Source organism: Acinetobacter sp. P1(2023) (genome assembly GCF_028367635.1).
GTDB classification, from domain to species: Bacteria; Pseudomonadota; Gammaproteobacteria; order Pseudomonadales; family Moraxellaceae; genus Acinetobacter; species Acinetobacter pittii_E.
In genome coordinates this window covers 78,274-97,369 of sequence record NZ_JAQNDD010000005.1, presented here as the reverse complement: position 1 = coordinate 97,369, position 19,096 = coordinate 78,274, and the positions used below count along the sequence as shown (strand labels likewise).

Below are 19,096 nucleotides of genomic sequence, written 5' to 3'. Positions count from 1 at the left end.
GGAACACAACAATGTTAAATAAAAAACTTTTATTTGTAGCAATGCTAAGTGCGGGTTTTACTGCCACTGTTCAGGCTGGAGATGAAGTACATCAGTTAAATTTTAAAGAAGCTGTAGACCGTGCTGTTGCAGATGGGACGCTGGATGGTTCGGTAAAGTTTTATTTAAAAGGTACAAAGTCTGGCGGTAAAATTATTCAAAAAGATGCGGTAACCAATAAAAAGACCAATGGTTTTGGTAAGTCGGCAGCAACGTCTTGTGACTGGGTTTTACGTTCAGCACTGATCCAAATGCAAAACAATGCTAAAGCACAAGGGGCAAACGCCGTGACCAATATTGTGAGCTATTTTAAAGCCAATGAAACCACAAGTACCACAACTTACGATTGCTATAAAGGTGCCATGATGGCGGGTGTTGCATTAAAAGGCGATATAGTTAAATTCTAATCATTTAAAGTAAGGTCGAGATAATGTCTAAGCGTAAAATTGAAGTCTACACACAGGCATTATCTCAGCTTCTTTTAAAGTCGAAACAAGATTTCCCCGACTTCCGTACATTTAATCATTATAAAAAACAACAAATACAGAGTGTCAGAAATAGACTGATCGCAGAGAAACTACAAATCAATTCAACGGAATTGGAGTTTGCCAAGCATGAACATGGTAAACCTTATTTGTTAAATCATAATTTGCATTTTAATCACTCACATAGCCAACAATTCTACGCTTTAGCCATGAGTGCACAGGTTAAAGATATTGGTGTAGATGTTGAGGAACTTGATCGAAATGTACGTTTAGACGCTTTAGCAAAACATGCATTTCATCCCGATGAATATGCAACGTGGCTAAGTTTGGACCAAGATAGAGAATATTGGTTTAAAGTTTGGACGACAAAAGAGGCTGTTCTAAAAGCATCAGGACTAGGCATACGTTTAGATTTAAATACATTAAATACTCAAGTGCACCCTACAGACCAAGATGGAATCTGTTCTCATCCACTGAATGGTACATTTGCTTATCAGAATTTTATTGTTGGCAATATGATGTTAACCGTGGCGTGGCGTTCAGAGTTATCTTGCCAAGGTTTCCAGTTTCCATCTATTCAGCTTCATTCACTTGATCGTTAATAAGTGAAATAGCGTACATAAAAAAACCGCGTATTACGCGGTTTTTTTATTAAAAGGAAAAGCTAAAATTAAGCTTGGCCTTCAACAGCAGCAGCTTGAGCACGTTGCATGTTCGCTTCAAACTCTGCATCAAAGTTGATTGGAGTAAGAAGTAACTGTGGGAAGCTACCTTTAGTGACTAAATCATTTACAGCTTCGCGCAAGAACGGGAACAAAATATTTGGGCAATATGCGCCTAAAATATAAGGTAAACGCTCTTCTTCAATATTATCGATCAAGAAAATACCTGATTGAGTTACATCTACAATGAACGCTGTTTCGTTGTCGTTATCAGCTTGTACCACAACTTTTAAAGAAACTTCAAAGTGAGTCGGGTCAATCTTTTCTGCAGCAGAAGAAAGATTGATATTAAGTTCAGGTTGCCATTGTTTTGTGAAAACCTGCGCCCCAGGAACCTCAAAAGAAATATCTTTTGTATAAATACGCTCTAAAGCTAATTGTGGTTGAACTTGTTGTTCTTCGCTCATTGTTTTTTCCTTAATATGGATGCGATGTTAAGCCAATAATTCGTCGAGTTTACCTTCACGCTCTAAAGCATAAAGTTGGTCAAAACCACCGATAAACTGATCGTTAATGAAAATTTGTGGGACAGTACGATGATTTGTGCGTTGCATTAATTCAACACGTACTTCTGGTGCTTCAACAGAAAGATTTACTTCTTTATAAGCAACACCTTTACGCTCAAGTAACTGTTTAGCACGAACGCAATACGGGCATACAGAAGTTGAGTAAACAATGACGTTTGCAGCCATGATAATTCTCCTTAAGCTTTTGGTTTGCTTTTAACAAGAGGTAAGCCTTGTGCTTTCCAGTTACTGATACCACCATCAAGACGATAGCTATCGTGGTGAGCAACTTTTTGCAAAGCACTTCCAGCAACTTGCCCCAAGTTGCAAATAAATACCAATGGACGGTCACTTGCTTTTAATTCTTCAGCATGACTTGCAATTTGGCTATACGGAATATTGCGACTGCCGCTAATATGACCTTCACGGAAATCTTTACTATCGCGTAAGTCAATTAAAAGCGCATTTTTCGCTTTCACTAAAATACCAAGCGACTGTGGAGAAATTTTACGACCGTTACGTTGACCTTCAAAAATGAAGAACAACACGATCAAGACTCCGAGCGTACCAAACAAAATGGGGTGATTCCCCATAAACTCTAACCAGCGTTCCACAAGTCACCTAAAAAAATTAAAAACAAAATTGACCTAGAGTATAGCGTATATAGATGGTGATCAAAATCACCACTTCAAGGGCAAATAGGGCAGAAAATCAGTTTTTTTGCTGTGCTTCTTGAATCTCGTCGATTAAACGCAAAAAGCTATCTAGACGTCGCGGCAAAATTTCACCAGCTTCGACAGCATGTTTTAAGCCACAATTCTTTTCATGAGTGTGCGTGCAATTACGGAATTGGCAAGAACCCAAATGCGCTGCAATATCTGGAAAGCCCATACGAATTTTCTCTAAATCGAGATGCCAAAGCCCAAATTCACGAATTCCAGGAGAATCAATTAAGGCACCATTTTTACCGAAGTTGATTAAGCGCGTAGAGGTTGTTGTGTGTTGTCCAAGTGCAGAGTTTTCAGAAATAACATTAGTTTTTTGCTCTGCATCTGGAATGAGCACGTTAATTAAAGAACTTTTTCCTACGCCTGATTGCCCTACAAATGCTACAGTTTCACCATCTAAACGTTCAGATAAAGCAGAGATATCACCTTTTTTAGACTGACAAATCATCACCTCATAACCCAAAGTTTTATATTCTTCTAATAGGGTGAGAATTGGGTCATTTTCAGTTAATAGGTCAGATTTATTGAGGACTAAAAGAGCAGGAATATTAGCGTCTGCACAAGCCACTAAATATCGATCAATTAGCGTTGGAGCTGGTTCAGGCAGTGGTGAAAATACAATTACAATCAAACTGATGTTTGCAGCCACTGGTTTCACTTTGTGATAGCGGTCAGGACGAGTGAGTAAAGATGTGCGCGGGTGAATGGCTGTAATAATGCCTAAACCCGTATTTGGGTCAGCTTGCCATTTAACACGATCGCCAGTGACCAATAACTCAAGATTAGTTCGAGTATGACAGCGCCAAACACTATTGAGTTCGATCGGTTTCCAGAATGGTTCTGGTTCTCCTTCGGCAACTTGTGGTTTTTCTGGGTGATGCTCAGGTACAGAGAGGGCTTGTACTTCAAGTTGACGACCGTAGTGTTGTACAACGAGTCCATCTAGATCCTGTGAAGTATCGATCTCTTCTTGGCGAGTTTTATGCTGTTTTTCAATACGACGTTGCTGTTGTTCAGTTAAACGACGCTTACGAATTAAAGCCATTCATATCCCAAAAAAACCATTGTTTGAAGACCGCAAAAATAGCATGAAGCAGCTATAGAATTACAGCGCAGAAGCAAGAAATTTGCTACTATTGATGTTTTTACGGCATTTTAGAACGTACATTCATGAGCAGTACTTTAAATACACGATTAATTTGGATTGATCTGGAAATGACCGGATTAGATACCGATAATGACCAAATTATTGAAATCGCAACAATTATTACAGATGATCATTTAAATGTACTTGCCGAAGGTCCAGTTTTGGCTATTCATCAACCTGATCGTATTTTAAATGCAATGGATGAATGGAACACTCGTCAACATGGGCAGTCTGGACTGATTGAACGAGTTCGACGCAGTAAATTAACAGCTCGTGATGCTGAGTTACAAACTTTAGAATTCCTAAAAAAATGGGTTAATCCAAAAGTTTCACCAATGTGCGGTAACTCAATCTGTCAGGACCGCCGTTTCTTACACCGTCTTATGCCTGAACTAGAGCAGTATTTCCACTATCGTAATCTTGATGTATCTACGGTAAAAGAACTTTCAAAACGCTGGCGCCCTGAAATCATGAGCGGTCTGAAAAAGAATGCATCGCATTTGGCAATGGATGATATTCGTGACTCGATTTCTGAGTTGAAATATTACCGTGAATACTTCTTTATCATGAACACTGACGGTAAAGATTAATAACCTTACCAGAGTGATATGAAAGGGAGGCTATTGCCTCCTTTTTTATTATTTAAAGGGGATTGTTACAATAATGCCGATCACCTGATTTGGCTTTCATATTCATTTTGCTTAAAATGATGTTTTAAATTTTTATTATAAAAAGAGAGCATTTATGCAAAGTAATAACCCGATACTGACCCGTGTTGAAACGGTCAGTGACTATAGTCAACCGATGACTGTGCAAGGTGCGATTCAAAAATCTGTAATGTTGACAGTCATTGCTGCTGCGGTGGGTGTCGCTTTATTTTTCTATGCAGCCTTTACTGCAAATGTTGGTATTGCTTACGCGGCTTCAATTGTAGGTGCAATTGGTGGTTTGGTTTTAGCTTTAATTACAACCTTTAAACCAACGACAGCGCCAACATTGGCAATTCCGTATGCCTTATTTGAAGGGGCTTTTTTAGGTGGTATTTCTTTTACTTTCCAGTTGAAATACCCCGGTGTTCCTCTTCAGGCTTTATTAGCGACTTTCGTTACGACTTTGGTGATGTTTGGTCTATATAAGTTCCAAATTATCCGCGCAACTGAAAAGTTCAAGTCAGTTGTAATTTCTGCATCTTTGGCAATCTTTATTGTATTTATTGTGCAGATGGTTATGCGTTTAGCATTTGGTTCAAGCGTTCCTTATATTTTTGAAAGTAACTGGTTAGGTATTGGTTTTGCTGCATTTGTAGCGGTAATCGCTTCACTTAACCTGATTTTAGATTTTGATTTAATTGAAACCAATGCAGCGTATCGTGCCCCAAAATTCATGGAATGGTTGTGTGGTATTGCTTTACTTGCAACTTTAGTGTGGATGTATATTTCTTTCTTACGTTTACTTGGCTTATTGTCTGACGACTAAGATTGAATTCATCTAGAAGTCGCTCTTCATCAGGAGCGATTTTTTTCGTGCGATTTTTGAAAAAAGATGCATTATGCAATTTCGAAAACCGCCGAATATTGGCATTATGCTTGAAATTGTTTTGAGTGAGATCGGCATGACACAAGGACTTTTAGCAGGTAAGCGCTTTTTGATTGCAGGCGTTGCTAGTAAATTATCAATTGCTTTTGGTATTGCCCAAGCATTACACCGTGAAGGTGCAGAGCTTGCGTTTACTTATCCAAACGAAAAATTAAAAAAACGTGTGGATGAATTTGCTGAGCAATTCGGTTCTAAGCTTGTGTTTCCATGTGATGTTGCTGTTGATGCTGAAATTGATAATGCATTTGCAGAACTTGCAAAACATTGGGACGGTGTAGACGGTGTTGTGCACTCAATCGGCTTTGCACCTGCACACACGCTTGATGGTGACTTCACTGACGTGACTGACCGTGAAGGTTTTAAAGTTGCTCATGACATCAGCGCATACAGCTTTGTTGCAATGGCACGTGCTGCAAAACCTTTATTACAAGCTCGCCAAGGTTGTTTATTAACTTTGACTTACCAAGGTTCTGAGCGCGTTATGCCTAACTACAACGTAATGGGTATGGCAAAAGCTTCTTTAGAAGCTGGTGTTCGCTACTTGGCATCAAGCTTAGGTGTTGATGGTATTCGTGTAAACGCGATTTCTGCGGGTCCAATCCGTACTTTAGCTGCTTCTGGTATTAAATCTTTCCGTAAAATGTTAGATGCCAATGAAAAAGTTGCGCCGTTAAAGCGTAATGTAACGATTGAAGAAGTAGGTAACGCAGCGTTATTCCTATGCTCACCTTGGGCTTCAGGTATTACTGGTGAAATTCTATATGTAGATGCTGGTTTCAATACTGTAGGTATGAGCCAATCTATGATGGATGATGAATAAGTTTTAAAATTTATTCAGCCATAAAAAAGCCGTAGTTGAAGGACTACGGCTTTTTTAATTGGTACAAGTTATTGCGGCAGTTCTTTCACAGGTGAACCACCTAGAGCTTGCATGAGAGTGACATAAGCATTGTATTGGCTTTGCTTCGTTTCAACGAGGCTTAAGCGTGCAGTACGAGTGGTTTGCTGTGCATCAAGAAGTGTTTTTAATGCAACAGCACCATAACGGTAACGAACTTCAGTTAAACGTTCGGTTTTTTCTGCAAGTTCAACATTACGTTCTTGTAATGCTACTTGCTTGTCGAGTTCTGTACGACTCGATAAAGCATTTTCTACATCAGCAAAAGCCTGATAAAGCGTTTGACGATATTGAATAATCGCTTTTTCATAATCCAGATTGCTAATCGCGATATCTTTTTTCATATCGTTATATTGCAAAAACGGTAAGCTTAAACTTGCACCTAAAGTTAGGGCAGGGTTACGTAATAACTCTGTTAACGATGTGCTGCTTGAGCCCAAACTGCTGGTTAAGCTAATCGAAGGGTAGTAGCTTGCTTTGGTTGCATCTTTAGTTGCTAATGCTTTTCTTAAGCGTAGCTCACTTGCTTGCAAATCAGGGCGGCGCGATAAAATATCGGCAGGTAAGCCAGCCCCAATTGCAGGTAGAGCAGTGCGTGGTAAACGCTTTGGCTCTTGAATGTTGAGTTGTTGCAATGGTTCATGTAATAACACTGCGATGGCTGTGCGTGTTTCAACTAGTTGTTGTTCAATTTGGCTTAAGCTTGCTTTTTGGCTTTGCACTGATTGTTCTGCTTGAGTCAGATCTACACCTGAAACGGCACCAGCTTTATATTGAATCTGAACCAAGTCATAAAGCTTTTGAGAAGTTGCGAGGCTTTGCTGAGCAGTCGCATAACGTTCATTTAAATAACCCAGTTGCCAATAGAGTTTGGCAGTGGTTGCAATTAAGCTTTGTCCAGTAGCTTGTAAGTCTTGTTCGGTTGCTAAAGCTTCCCATTTACTTGCTTCGGTTTGGTGTGCAAGCTTGCCAAATAAATCAAGCTCATAGCTTACTCCAGCGCTCATTGAAAGACCTTTAGCACTGTCATCTCCCGAATTTAAATCGAAAGAATGTCCTGTAGAAACACTAGAGCTGGTGCGTAAGCCTTGCTTATTAGCAGTTAGATCAGCTTGTAAACGAGCTTGCTTTAAGGCAATACCTGCAACTGCTAAATCACTGTTACGTTCTAATACATTGCTCACAAGCTGATTGAGCTGCGCATCGTTAAAAAGGGTCCACCAACGATCAGAGTATTGATCGGCAGACATGGTTTTTGCTTTTGCTGTGTCATATTGAAAGCTACCCGGAACTTGTACCGCAGGCGCTTCATAAGGTGTTTTTACTACAGCTGCACATCCTACAAGAGAACCTGTGAGAAGAAGTGCTGTGCTGAGTTTAGCCATAGAGAAAGACATGCAATTTTCCTTATTCTCGAGATAGTGCGGCAACAGGGTCAAGTTTCGCAGCATTCTTGGCAGGCAAGAAACCGAATACGACACCAATCAGTGTTGAACAGACAAATGCTGCAATAATAGAAGTGCTTGAATAAGCCACGCTAAAGTTACCGCCAGCAAATTTATTAATAAGTTGCCCAAGGCCAAGCGACAGTAAGACGCCAAGCACACCACCAATTAAACATACCAAAATTGCTTCAATCAGGAATTGCTGCAAAATATCACTTTGACGAGCACCTACGGCCATACGTACACCAATTTCCTGAGTACGTTCAGTCACTGAAACCAACATAATATTCATGACTCCGATACCACCAACAACCAATGAAATTACGGCAATTGCTGAAACTAGAAGCGTCATTGTACTGGTTGTTTTCTCAATGGTTTGACGGATACTGTCACTGTTCATGGTGAAAATATCTTGTGCACCATGGCGCTGGGTTAATAAGTTAACGATGGCATTTTCTGCGGCAGCAGTTGAATATTTATCATTAATACGAACCACGATATTACGGACATTCGACTGACCCAACATACGGCTCATTACGGTTGTATAAGGCATATAGACATTTAGAGTGTCATCTGAGCCCATACCGCTTGTTTGCGGTTCTACCACACCAATAATACGAGCAGGTACACTACCGAGCAGTACCACTTGACCGATTGGGTTGGCACCGTCACTAAAAAATTGTTTTTGAGTATTGGTATCAATGACTACATCTTGTGAGCGATCACGAACACTACGTTGGTCAAAAGTTTGCCCATCTTTAAAGACCAAACCTTTTACATCGAAATAATCGTTGCTCACACCATTAATGGTCGCATTTGCTTCATTTTGTTGGTAACGCATAGTTTTGGATGTACTGACCATTGGACTGACCGCACTGACATAAGGCTGAGTCATTAACGCATCAGCATCGGCAGGAACCAAAGTCTTAAAACTTGCAGTTTTTGAGTTGTCACCAAAACCACGGCCCTGAAATACCGTAATTGTATTTGTTCCGAGACTACTAATATTGCTTAAAATTTGCTGTTGAGAGCCTTTACCTAAAGCGACCACCGTAACAACAGACGCAATACCAATAATGATCCCAAGCATGGTTAAAAAAGTACGCATGCGATGGGCATTCATAGACAGTAAAGCCATTTGAAAGGCTTCTGATAAACGGTCTAAAGTAGAACGCCATGCAGAAATACTTTTGCCTTTCTTCTGTTTACCTTGTAAAGCAGGAGCGGCATCAGGATCAGATTTGATCGGTTCGGCTGCTTGATCTGGAACGTTAGGACGGTCACTAATAATTTCTCCGTCACTAATCTCGATAATACGAGTCGCATTTTTTGCAACTTGCATATCATGAGTGACTAAAATAATAGTGTGACCTGCGGCATTGAGTTCACGCAAAATACGCATCACCTCAACACCACTATGAGAGTCGAGTGCTCCTGTCGGTTCATCTGCCAGAATAACGTCACCGCCATTCATGAGTGCACGGGCAATAGACACACGTTGCTGCTGACCACCAGAAAGTTGGCTTGGCCTATTGAGTGTTTTAGTACCTAAACCTAATTCGGTCAGTAGAGCTGTGGCGCGTTGTTTACGTTCAGAAGGGGTAACCCCTGCATAAACAGCGGGAACTTCAACGTTACCTTCAGCAGATAAGTCACCAAGTAAATGGTAGCGCTGGAAAATAAAACCAAAATATTCACGGCGTAGTCGAGCGAGCTGATCAGGCTCAAGTTTACCCGTTTCTTGCCCATTAACCTTATAACTACCACTCGTAGGTCGGTCCAAACAACCCAAAATATTCATGAGGGTCGATTTACCAGAACCAGACTGGCCAACAATGGCAACCAGTTCACCTTCATAGATAGTTAGGTCAATGCCTTTTAAAATTTGTATCGTGCTTTCGCCAGCAGGGAATTCCCGGACCAGATTGCTGACTTCAAGCAAAGCTTGTTTTGTCATGCTTACATTCCCATTGGGCCACGGCGACGGTTATTACCACTATTTGCAGACGCAGCAGAAGTATCTGAACTATCTGCAATTACAACTTGGTCACCTTGTTTTAATCCAGCAAGAACTTGCGCATTTACACGGTTATTAATACCCACCAAAATTTGAGTCGGTTTGGTTGTACCATCTGCTTGTAAAATACGTACTACGCTTAGCGTTGCTTTACCTTGTTCAACCAGTTGTTTTTGTTCAGCAGTTAAATTTAAGCGTTCTAAACGAGCACCATTACCTTGATGTTTGCGTTCTGTACTTGGGGTAGAACTTGCTTTCTCAGATGACTGACCTGATTTTCTTTGACCAGAAAATTGTTTACTACTTAAAGCAGAAGATGGAACCAATAAAGCATTTTTAGCTGAATTTAATACGATATAAACTTGTGCAGTCATATCAATACGCAGTTTACCATCGGTATTTGGCACATCGAATAAGGCATTATAGTAGACAGCCGAACTGGTCGTTGAACTTGTATTACTTGTTGATTCGCTCGAAATTGAGTCAGGAGCAGGCTCAATCTGGCGTAATGTTGCATAGCGTTTGGTGTCATCGCCTAGAGTTGTAAAGTAGACCTGTTGTCCTTTTTCAACTTTCATAATGTCAGCTTCACTGACTTGTGCCTTAATCGTCATGTTTTGTAGTTTTGCAATTTTAACGATGGTCGGTGCACTTTGGTTTGCGTTTACGGTTTGGCCTTCTTCGGTCACAATCGCGACTACCGTTCCATCAGTTGGAGCAACAATACGTGTATAACCAATATTGGTTTGAGCCGTAGATTTTGTCACTTTGGCAGATTCGATTTGTGCATCTAATGCTTTAATTTGCGCCTGAGCTGTTTTATAGCTTGCCTCAGCCGATTCTAAATCTGCACGCGGCGTTGCATCTTGCGCATACATTTGTTGCTGACGGCGGTATTCAAGTTGTTTCTCATTTAAAGATGCAACTTGTTGAAGACGCTGTGCTTCTAAATTTTTAATGTTTGCATCAGAGGTTTTTAGACTGTTTTCTTGGGTTGTTGAGTCAATTTGTGCAATAAGTTGACCTTGCTTAACTTGATCACCCAACTGTACATACATCTTTTTAACCTGACCAGATACCTGTGCACCTACGCTAATGAGTTTGGTTGCATCAAGTGTACCTGTCGCAAGGACATTATTCTCAATATCCCCACGCGTCACCTCAGCAGTAATATATTGAGGCTGTTGCTGTTTAGGTTTTAAAAATTTCCAAGCTAATACAGCAATAATTGCTATACAGACGATGATAATTACGAGTTTGATTGGCTTTATTTTTGGCATGGTGAGAGGTCGAAAAGTTTAAAATTTAATTGAGTATAAAAGCGAAATGAGGATAAAACGTGAATTTTTATGATAATTCAAGAATGAAAAAAATGATTCGGCCGAATTACTGTATAAATAATGTTTTTCCACATAATTCAGCAATCGCTTGCTGCATTAAATGTTGGGCATTTTCGTTCGACATACCTTTAATTGCCGCATCAATTTGTAATAGAAGGGTAGACCAGCCTAAAAATTGTTGAGGATTTAATCTTCTTAACGCTTGTTGATATAAACTGACTTTGGTTTTCCAGATGCCAAGTTGTAAGGCATTATGGGGCTGCTCAAATAATTGCATCAATAAACGCATTTCTTTACTTAACGTCCATAAAATCAGACTTTCTGGTTCGCCAGCAGCAATTAAATATTGAAAAATTTTAATGGATTGAGCGAGATTACCTTCCAATAAGGCATCGCTTAAATCGTAAGTGGTGTAACGAGATTGATCTTGTAGACAAGCATATAACTGTTCAATTTGAATCAGTTGTTGGTCTGGAAAAGTGTCTCTTACACGCATCAAGCTATTTTTAGCTGCAAGCAAATTGTGCTCGTGATGTTGCATGAGCCATTGCCAAGCGTCATTGTCGAGTTGAATTTCAAGTTTTTCTGCTTCAACAGATAAAATTCTTTGACGGTCTTGCGGATAGTTTGCGGTTAGGGCAACGACAACACCATTTGCTTCAACAACTTGGAAAAAAGCAGACTTTAAACTACTACTATCTTGCTTAGGTAAAACAATTAAAAGTAGGTTAGTTTCATTATGCTGGATATAACTTTTAAGTTGTTTTAATCCATTTGCATCAGGTTTTATATTGCCATGTACTTCAATTGCGAGCTGCTGAGAAAATAAAGATAAGCTGTTAAGTGCATTAAAAACATTTTTCCAGTCGCTCACGCTACTAATATCATAGCGTTGTCTTTCAACTTCTTGTTGTTGCCAACTTTTACGAAAAGCATCTAATAAATTTTGTTCCAGCAAAGGTTCTTGGCCGTGTAAAATCCACGCACCCCGTGCTTCCGGAATGCGTTTTAAGGCTTGTAAATAGTCAATTTTCATTGCTGGTAAAAATAAAGATTAAGGCTGAGCTTTTGGTAAACGGTTTGCTGAAATCTGACGAGTAATTTGCTGTGCAATATCATCAATCACAATACGTTGCAAATAAGATTCTTGCTGATTTTCGGTGTTAACCGTTGCAAGATCATATTGATAACTACGAGACGCAGTTAACGAACGTGGTTCTGTAATTTTATTACCCTGACGGTCTTCAATCTGGAAGGTTACAGTTAAACGTAATAATACTTCCGTTAATTTACCGTTTAAAAGCTGACGACGTGGAGTGTACTCTAAAACACGGAGTACGTAAGCATCGTTATCATTGCTGAGTTGAACACCATTTGCAGCTAAATATACTTTTAACTGCGTTTCCAAATCATCAGTTTTTGCTGGTAACTCAAGGCTTAATTTTTTATAAACAAGCGGAGTTGCAGTCGGGTTGCTTCCTTTTAAATGAAAGCCACACCCGACTAAGCCTGCACTAAGGCCTAAGGTCAAAACAACAGCGGCTAAACGTTTGGCAAAGTGCATGCTTGATCCTCTCATTAATAACTTTAATTAAACAACGAGGTTAACTAATTTATTTGGAACCACAATTTCTTTCTTTGTTGGTCCTGTTAAGAATTGTTGAACTTCTGGTAAAGCTTTAGCTTGAGCTAATAGATCTTCTTTAGAAATATCAACAGAAACTTCAAGTTTACCGCGAAGTTTGCCGTTAACCTGTACAACAATCGTTTGGGTATTGCGAGTTAATGCAGAAGCATCGACTTCGGGGAATGTTGCCTCTGTCACATCTGTACCAAACTGAGCCAATAATGTTTGACTTAAATGTGGTGCAAATGGAGCAAGTAAAGTTAACAGTGTGGTAATCGCTTCACGTTCTACAGCAACGTCGTTGTCGTCTTTTGCTTCAAACTTATTGCTTGCATTTAACAATTCCATCAAAGCAGCAATTGCAGTGTTGAATGCATGGCGACGTTCAATGTCATCACTTACTTTTTGAATAGTTTCGTGAGTCTTACGACGTAAATCTTGAGCATCTTTAGATAAGTTAGCTGCATCAATCGTAGAGGCTTGGTTACCTTTTTCAAGGAAGCTTGCTACAAGACGCCATACACGTTTCAAGAAACGATTTGCTCCTTCAACACCTGCATCAGACCATTCTAAAGATTGATCTGGTGGAGCAGCAAACATCATGAATACACGTGCTGTATCTGCGCCGTATTGATCAATAATCGCTTGTGGGTCAATACCGTTATTTTTCGACTTAGACATTTTTTCTTGTCCGCCGATAATCACTTCTTGACCGTCACCTGAATATTTCGCAGAAATGATGCGACCTTTTTCGTCACGCTCTAATTCGATGTCAGCAGGGTTAAACCAAGTTTTCTTACCATTTTCTGCTTCACGATAGAATGTATCTGCAAGCACCATGCCTTGAGTTAACAAGTTGGTAAATGGTTCATTACCTTGTACCACACCTTCATCACGCATTAATTTGTGGAAGAAACGTGCATAAAGTAAGTGAAGAATCGCGTGCTCAACACCACCAATGTATTGGTTTACAGGAAGCCAGTTTTGAGCTGCTTCAGGTTTAACCATACCACCAGTAAAGTCTGGAGAAGCATAGCGTGCGTAGTACCAAGATGACTCTACAAAAGTATCTAAAGTATCTGTTTCACGGCGTGCATCGCCACCACAGCAAGGACATTTAGTTTCATAGAATTCAGGCATTTTATTTAATGGGTTACCTGAACCATCTGGAACAACGTCAGTTGGTAATACAACCGGAAGCTGATCTTCTGGAACTGTGACTTGACCACAAGTATCACAGTTAATCATTGGAATTGGACAACCCCAGTAACGTTGACGAGAAACACCCCAGTCACGTAAACGGAATTGAACTTTAGAATTTGCTAAACCTTGTGGTTCTAATTTTGCAAGGAATGCATCGAAAGCAGCTTGGAATTCTAAACCGTCAAACTCACCAGAATTAACAAGTTTACCTTCTTTAGAACCGTACCATTCTTGCCATTCAGTTGCAGAGTAGTCTGCATCGTCAGCACCTTTGGCATCAATCACTTGTTTAATTGGCAAATTGAATTTGTTGGCAAATTCAAAATCACGTTCATCATGTGCCGGTACAGCCATGACTGCGCCAGAACCATAAGACATTAATACGTAGTTTGCGATCCAGACAGGAAGCTCTTCACCAGTTACAGGGTGCTTTACAAACAAACCTGTTGCCATGCCTTTTTTCTCGGCTGTTGCCAAGTCCGCTTCTGCAACTGAACCCATGCGGCATTCTTCAATAAATGCAGCCAATTCAGGGTTATTTTCAGCAGCTTTAAGCGCAAGAGGGTGTTCTGCCGCAACAGCAACATAAGTCACACCCATAAGTGTGTCAGCACGTGTTGTATAAACAGTTAAGCCATCAGCATAAATTTCGGTATTGGCAGATGGGAAAGTGATTTCCATGCCTGTAGAGCGACCAATCCAGTTACGTTGCATGGTCAACACTTGTTGAGGCCAGCCGTCCTGTAAAGTGTCAAGATCGTCTAATAATTCTTGTGCATAGTCCGTAATACGGAAGTAGTACATTGGAATATCGCGTTTTTCGACCAATGCACCTGAGCGCCAGCCACGACCATTTTCAACTTGCTCGTTTGCTAAAACTGTTTGATCAACCGGATCCCAGTTTACTGTTGAAAGCTTGCGGTAGATGAGGCCTTTTTTATAAAGCTGAACAAATAACCATTGTTCCCAGTGATAATACTCTGGTGTACAAGTTGCAAATTCGCGATCCCAGTCTACAGATAGACCTAATTTTTTTAATTGGTCACGCATGTAGGCAATGTTTTCAAATGTCCATTTTGCCGGAGCAACTTTATGGGCAATTGCAGCGTTTTCCGCAGGTAAACCGAATGCATCCCAACCCATCGGTTGTAATACAGTTTCACCTTTTAAACGGTAAAAACGGCTAATTACATCACCAATTGTATAGTTACGCACATGCCCCATATGCAGCTTGCCACTTGGGTAAGGAAACATTGACAGGATGTAGCGATGTTTACCTTCGACAGTGTCGGCAACTTTAAAGACTTTACGATTTTCCCAATCTTGTTGAACTGATGGTTCAATCGTGTTTGCTTGATATTCGGGGTCAATGTGAGAAATAGTCATAGACGTAAGCTATACAACAAAAATTGATATTAAAGATTGTTGCACAGCATAGCGCAAAATCGACAAAAATGCAGTTTTGGGATGGATTTATTTTCCGTTAAAAATTAAACAGGAATAAACCTGAAAAAAGTGGAGCAGACATAAAAAAAGAAAAGTGGAAAAATCAAATAAGATGAAAAAATAGTCAGTTAAAAAATAATCATAGAAAAGTGTTTCTTTAATCTTGACTTTAGTGAATTAAACAACAAAAATGCTTCCTTTAGTTTTATATGCGATTATTTGATCACCCTTCGAATAACCGTCATGTTTTGTAATAGACATTCTCTCTAGCCGAGAGATTGATTTTACTTAAAGTATGTATATCCAGACATGCTTTATTAATGTTAAAAAAGCTTATACGGCTGAAAAACAGAAATTTTTCTATTGCAACGAAAACTAGACAATATGTGTGCTATAACAGTGCAGACAATTCAATGAATGAAACACTATTTGTGCCTTCCATAGATAGTGATAAAGATTTTAGGGTGAATCACGTTGGAACTTTTATCTGGTGGTGAAATGCTCGTTCGTGCTCTTGCGGACGAAGGCGTTGAACATGTTTTTGGTTATCCAGGCGGCGCTGTATTACATATTTATGATGCGCTATTTCAACAAGACAAAATTAATCATTACCTCGTACGTCATGAACAAGCTGCTGGTCATATGGCAGATGCTTACTCGCGTGCTACAGGTAAGACTGGTGTAGTACTGGTCACTTCTGGACCTGGCGCAACTAATACTGTGACTCCAATTGCAACAGCTTATATGGACTCAATCCCAATGGTGATTTTGTCTGGCCAGGTTGCATCACATCTTATTGGTGAAGACGCTTTCCAAGAAACTGACATGGTAGGTATTTCACGTCCGATCGTGAAACACAGTTTCCAAGTTCGTCACGCAAGTGAAATTCCTGCAATTATCAAAAAAGCATTTTATATCGCATCAAGTGGTCGTCCTGGCCCTGTTGTCGTCGATATTCCGAAAGATGCGACAAATCCTGCAGAAAAATTTGCGTACGAATATCCTGAAAAAGTGAAGATGCGTTCTTATCAGCCACCTTCACGTGGTCATTCTGGTCAAATTCGTAAAGCGATTGATGAGCTTTTAAGTGCAAAACGTCCTGTAATTTATACGGGTGGTGGTGTTGTTCAAGGTAATGCATCAGCATTATTGACTGAACTTGCTCATTTACTCGGTTACCCAGTGACTAACACACTTATGGGCCTTGGTGGCTTCCCTGGCGATGATCCACAGTTCATTGGCATGTTAGGTATGCATGGGACTTATGAAGCAAATATGACTATGCATAATGCTGATGTCATTCTTGCGGTAGGTGCTCGTTTTGATGACCGAGTAACTAATAACCCTGCAAAATTCTGTTTGAATGCCAAAGTTATTCATATTGATATTGATCCGGCGAGCATTTCAAAAACAATTATGGCGCACATTCCAATTGTAGGGGCAGTTGAGCCTGTACTTCAGGAAATGTTGACGCAATTGAAACAATTGAATGTGTCTAAGCCAAACCCTGAAGCAATTGCTGCATGGTGGGATCAAATTAATGAATGGCGTAAAGTTCATGGCTTGAAGTTCGAAACACCGACTGATGGCACAATGAAGCCACAGCAAGTTGTTGAAGCTTTATATAAAGCGACCAATGGTGATGCCATCATTACTTCAGATGTGGGTCAACACCAAATGTTTGGTGCGTTGTACTACAAGTACAAACGTCCTCGTCAATGGATTAACTCAGGTGGATTGGGCACCATGGGCGTAGGTTTACCTTATGCAATGGCTGCGAAGCTTGCTTTCCCTGATCAACAAGTAGTTTGTATTACTGGTGAAGCTTCAATACAAATGTGTATTCAAGAGCTTTCAACCTGTAAGCAATACGGTATGAACGTGAAGATCTTATGCTTGAATAACCGTGCTTTAGGTATGGTTAAACAGTGGCAAGATATGAACTATGAAGGCCGTCACTCAAGCTCATATGTTGAATCATTGCCTGATTTTGGCAAATTGATGGAAGCTTATGGTCATGTGGGTATTCAGATTGATCATGCTGATGAACTAGAGTCAAAGCTTGCTGAAGCAATGGCGATTAATGATAAGTGTGTATTCATTAACGTCATGGTTGATCGCACGGAACATGTTTATCCAATGCTGATCGCAGGTCAGTCTATGAAGGATATGTGGTTAGGTAAAGGGGAGCGTACATAATGAGACATATTATTTCTGTACTCGTTGAAAACGAAGCTGGTGCGCTTTCTCGTTTGGTGGGCTTATTCAGTCAACGTAACTACAACATTGAGACGTTGAATGTAGCTCCAACCGAAGACCCTACGTTATCACGTTTGACGTTAACCACTTATGGTGATGACCATAAGATTGAACAGATTACAAAGCAGCTCAACAAACTTGTTGAAGTTGTAAAAGTAGTAGATTTATCAGAAGGTTCGCACATTGAGCGTGAACTGATGTTGATCAAAGTAAAAGCGTTAGGTGCTTCACGTGCTGAAATTAAGCGTACAGCGGATATTTTCCGTGCGCAAATTGTAGACGTGACCCCAACTACCTATACCATTCAAATAGCAGGGACAACTGAAAAATTAGATGGTTTTATCGATGCGCTTGCAGAAAACACTATTCTAGAAGTCGTTCGTTCAGGTGTATCTGGTATCGCCCGTGGCGAAAAAGTATTAGCCATTTAATTTTTTAAAAAGTATTTTAGCGGAGAACACAAATGCAAATTTTTTACGATAAAGACTGTGACTTATCAATCATCCAAGGCAAGAAAGTAGCGATTATTGGTTACGGTTCTCAAGGTCATGCTCATGCACTTAACCTTAAAGACTCAGGCGTAGACGTAACTGTAGGTTTACGTGCAGGTTCAGCTTCTTGGAAGAAAGCTGAAAATGCTGGTCTTAAAGTTGCAGAAGTTCCTGCTGCAGTTAAGCAAGCTGACCTCGTAATGATTTTGACTCCAGATGAATTCCAATCACAACTTTACCGTGACGTGATTGAGCCAAACATCAAAGAAGGTGCAACTTTAGCATTTGCTCATGGTTTCTCAATTCTTTATAACCAAGTTGTTCCACGTAAAGACTTAGATGTAATCATGGTTGCTCCTAAAGCACCTGGTCACACAGTTCGTTCTGAATACCAACGTGGTTCAGGTGTTCCTGATCTAATCGCAATTCATCAAGATGCTTCTGGTAATGCACGTAACGTTGCTCTTTCTTATGCTTCTGGCGTAGGTGGCGGCCGTACAGGTATTATCGAAACTTCATTCCGTGAAGAAACTGAAACTGACTTATTCGGTGAGCAAGCAGTTCTTTGTGGTGGTGCAGTTGAACTCGTGAAAATGGGCTTCGAAACTTTAGTTGAAGCTGGTTATGCACCTGAAATGGCTTACTTCGAATGTTTACACGAGCTTAAATTGATCGTTGACTTAATGTTCGAAGGTGGTATCGCTGACATGAACTACTCAGTATCTAACAATGCTGAGTACGGTGAATATGTAACTGGTACTGAAGTAATTAACGAGCAGTCTCGTGAAGCGATGCGTAATGCATTAAAACGTATTCAATCTGGCGAATACGCGAAGATGTTCATTCAAGAGGGTGCATTAAACTACCCATCTATGACTGCTCGTCGTCGTCAAAATGCTGCACATGGTATTGAAGTAACTGGTAATAAGTTACGTGCAATGATGCCATGGATCCAAGCAAACAAAATCGTAGATAAAGAAAAGAACTAATTTTCTTTTTCTAATGCGTCAAAAGAACCCTGCTTTAAGCAGGGTTCTTTATTTATACTATTTTTTATTTGAAGGCTAAAATTGCGATTAGATTGACTTGAATAGATTAGATAAATTCTATATTTTTCATATGATTGGCCGCTTATTTTTTATTTACT

General features: G+C 40.0%; 18 protein-coding genes. 8 read left to right on the top strand and 10 right to left on the bottom strand.

The features are described from left to right. The first annotated feature begins 11 nt into the window (after window positions 1-11). Window positions 12-446, top strand: a complete 435-nt coding sequence (locus tag POD11_RS09455) for an excinuclease (RefSeq protein ID WP_262457039.1) — start codon at window positions 12-14, stop codon at window positions 444-446. 23 nt (window positions 447-469) lie between these two features. Then, window positions 470-1,126: a 4'-phosphopantetheinyl transferase family protein gene (locus POD11_RS09450; protein WP_262457038.1), complete on the top strand. Its 657-nt coding sequence runs from the start codon at window positions 470-472 to the stop codon at window positions 1,124-1,126. Window positions 1,127-1,194: 68 nt separating this feature from the next. Here POD11_RS09450 and secB read toward each other — a convergent pair whose 3' ends face one another. The 4 genes from secB to rsgA form a co-directional block, all read right to left on the bottom strand. Then, window positions 1,195-1,653, bottom strand: coding sequence for a protein-export chaperone SecB (gene secB / locus POD11_RS09445; RefSeq protein ID WP_002115005.1), 459 nt, complete (start codon window positions 1,651-1,653; stop codon window positions 1,195-1,197). A 27-nt stretch (window positions 1,654-1,680) separates the two neighbouring features. Then, complete coding sequence (grxC, locus tag POD11_RS09440) at window positions 1,681-1,938, bottom strand: glutaredoxin 3 (RefSeq protein WP_002114715.1); 258 nt, start codon at window positions 1,936-1,938, stop codon at window positions 1,681-1,683. 11 nt (window positions 1,939-1,949) lie between these two features. After that, on the bottom strand, window positions 1,950-2,366 hold the full coding sequence (locus POD11_RS09435; protein ID WP_016142222.1) for a rhodanese-like domain-containing protein: 417 nt from the start codon (window positions 2,364-2,366) through the stop codon (window positions 1,950-1,952). A 97-nt stretch (window positions 2,367-2,463) separates the two neighbouring features. Then, window positions 2,464-3,525 (bottom strand): ribosome small subunit-dependent GTPase A, encoded by a 1,062-nt coding sequence (gene rsgA / locus POD11_RS09430; RefSeq protein WP_016142221.1) that lies wholly within the window; start codon window positions 3,523-3,525, stop codon window positions 2,464-2,466. A gap of 125 nt (window positions 3,526-3,650) precedes the next feature. Between rsgA and orn the strand changes: the two genes are divergently transcribed. The 3 genes from orn to POD11_RS09415 all read left to right on the top strand — a co-directional run bounded on the left by orn (window position 3,651) and on the right by POD11_RS09415 (window position 6,043). Then, the gene (orn, locus tag POD11_RS09425; protein WP_000099436.1) at window positions 3,651-4,217 is read left to right on the top strand and encodes an oligoribonuclease; all 567 of its coding nucleotides are present in this window, start codon (window positions 3,651-3,653) and stop codon (window positions 4,215-4,217) included. Between the two features lie 154 nt (window positions 4,218-4,371). Continuing rightward, window positions 4,372-5,103, top strand: coding sequence for a Bax inhibitor-1/YccA family protein (locus POD11_RS09420; protein ID WP_004794670.1), 732 nt, complete (start codon window positions 4,372-4,374; stop codon window positions 5,101-5,103). A gap of 136 nt (window positions 5,104-5,239) precedes the next feature. Beyond that, complete coding sequence (locus tag POD11_RS09415; RefSeq protein WP_031944198.1) at window positions 5,240-6,043, top strand: enoyl-ACP reductase FabI; 804 nt, start codon at window positions 5,240-5,242, stop codon at window positions 6,041-6,043. Between the two features lie 68 nt (window positions 6,044-6,111). On the opposite strand, the gene POD11_RS09410 is transcribed toward POD11_RS09415, so the two are convergent. The 6 genes from POD11_RS09410 to leuS form a co-directional block, all read right to left on the bottom strand. Beyond that, on the bottom strand, window positions 6,112-7,506 hold the full coding sequence (locus POD11_RS09410) for an efflux transporter outer membrane subunit (RefSeq protein WP_262457129.1): 1,395 nt from the start codon (window positions 7,504-7,506) through the stop codon (window positions 6,112-6,114). A 22-nt stretch (window positions 7,507-7,528) separates the two neighbouring features. After that, complete coding sequence (locus POD11_RS09405; protein ID WP_262457037.1) at window positions 7,529-9,523, bottom strand: MacB family efflux pump subunit; 1,995 nt, start codon at window positions 9,521-9,523, stop codon at window positions 7,529-7,531. 2 nt (window positions 9,524-9,525) lie between these two features. Beyond that, entirely contained in the window at window positions 9,526-10,863 is a 1,338-nt protein-coding gene (locus POD11_RS09400) for a MacA family efflux pump subunit (protein WP_224992286.1), read from the bottom strand. A 106-nt stretch (window positions 10,864-10,969) separates the two neighbouring features. Further along, window positions 10,970-11,959, bottom strand: coding sequence for a DNA polymerase III subunit delta (holA, locus tag POD11_RS09395; RefSeq protein ID WP_016142216.1), 990 nt, complete (start codon window positions 11,957-11,959; stop codon window positions 10,970-10,972). Between the two features lie 18 nt (window positions 11,960-11,977). Continuing rightward, complete coding sequence (locus POD11_RS09390; RefSeq protein WP_032054413.1) at window positions 11,978-12,487, bottom strand: LPS-assembly lipoprotein LptE; 510 nt, start codon at window positions 12,485-12,487, stop codon at window positions 11,978-11,980. A 27-nt stretch (window positions 12,488-12,514) separates the two neighbouring features. Then, window positions 12,515-15,139 (bottom strand): leucine--tRNA ligase, encoded by a 2,625-nt coding sequence (leuS, locus tag POD11_RS09385; protein WP_224992284.1) that lies wholly within the window; start codon window positions 15,137-15,139, stop codon window positions 12,515-12,517. A 534-nt stretch (window positions 15,140-15,673) separates the two neighbouring features. On the opposite strand from leuS, the gene POD11_RS09380 reads away from it, so the two are divergent. Genes POD11_RS09380 through ilvC form a run of 3 tightly spaced genes read left to right on the top strand, consistent with a single transcriptional unit; the run spans window position 15,674 to window position 18,938 of the window. After that, a complete protein-coding gene (locus tag POD11_RS09380) occupies window positions 15,674-17,398 on the top strand; it encodes an acetolactate synthase 3 large subunit (RefSeq protein ID WP_016142213.1) in 1,725 nt (574 codons plus the stop codon). Beyond that, a complete protein-coding gene (gene ilvN / locus POD11_RS09375; protein ID WP_001215920.1) occupies window positions 17,398-17,889 on the top strand; it encodes an acetolactate synthase small subunit in 492 nt (163 codons plus the stop codon). The genes POD11_RS09380 and ilvN overlap by 1 nt, the downstream gene beginning before the upstream one ends. A gap of 32 nt (window positions 17,890-17,921) precedes the next feature. Further along, window positions 17,922-18,938 (top strand): ketol-acid reductoisomerase, encoded by a 1,017-nt coding sequence (gene ilvC, locus POD11_RS09370; RefSeq protein WP_057075715.1) that lies wholly within the window; start codon window positions 17,922-17,924, stop codon window positions 18,936-18,938. The last annotated feature ends 158 nt before the right edge of the window (window positions 18,939-19,096 follow it).

Coding starts and splice junctions, on each gene's coding strand:
- holA (WP_016142216.1), bottom strand. CDS start 11,959: ATGAAAATTGACTATTTACAAGCCTTAAAACGCATTCCGGAAGCACGG.
- grxC (WP_002114715.1), bottom strand. CDS start 1,938: ATGGCTGCAAACGTCATTGTTTACTCAACTTCTGTATGCCCGTATTGC.
- secB (WP_002115005.1), bottom strand. CDS start 1,653: ATGAGCGAAGAACAACAAGTTCAACCACAATTAGCTTTAGAGCGTATT.
- POD11_RS09390 (WP_032054413.1), bottom strand. CDS start 12,487: ATGCACTTTGCCAAACGTTTAGCCGCTGTTGTTTTGACCTTAGGCCTT.
- POD11_RS09400 (WP_224992286.1), bottom strand. CDS start 10,863: ATGCCAAAAATAAAGCCAATCAAACTCGTAATTATCATCGTCTGTATA.
- POD11_RS09450 (WP_262457038.1), top strand. CDS start 470: ATGTCTAAGCGTAAAATTGAAGTCTACACACAGGCATTATCTCAGCTT.
- POD11_RS09420 (WP_004794670.1), top strand. CDS start 4,372: ATGCAAAGTAATAACCCGATACTGACCCGTGTTGAAACGGTCAGTGAC.
- POD11_RS09410 (WP_262457129.1), bottom strand. CDS start 7,506: ATGGCTAAACTCAGCACAGCACTTCTTCTCACAGGTTCTCTTGTAGGA.
- ilvN (WP_001215920.1), top strand. CDS start 17,398: ATGAGACATATTATTTCTGTACTCGTTGAAAACGAAGCTGGTGCGCTT.
- orn (WP_000099436.1), top strand. CDS start 3,651: ATGAGCAGTACTTTAAATACACGATTAATTTGGATTGATCTGGAAATG.
- leuS (WP_224992284.1), bottom strand. CDS start 15,139: ATGACTATTTCTCACATTGACCCCGAATATCAAGCAAACACGATTGAA.
- POD11_RS09455 (WP_262457039.1), top strand. CDS start 12: ATGTTAAATAAAAAACTTTTATTTGTAGCAATGCTAAGTGCGGGTTTT.
- ilvC (WP_057075715.1), top strand. CDS start 17,922: ATGCAAATTTTTTACGATAAAGACTGTGACTTATCAATCATCCAAGGC.
- POD11_RS09405 (WP_262457037.1), bottom strand. CDS start 9,523: ATGACAAAACAAGCTTTGCTTGAAGTCAGCAATCTGGTCCGGGAATTC.
- POD11_RS09415 (WP_031944198.1), top strand. CDS start 5,240: ATGACACAAGGACTTTTAGCAGGTAAGCGCTTTTTGATTGCAGGCGTT.
- rsgA (WP_016142221.1), bottom strand. CDS start 3,525: ATGGCTTTAATTCGTAAGCGTCGTTTAACTGAACAACAGCAACGTCGT.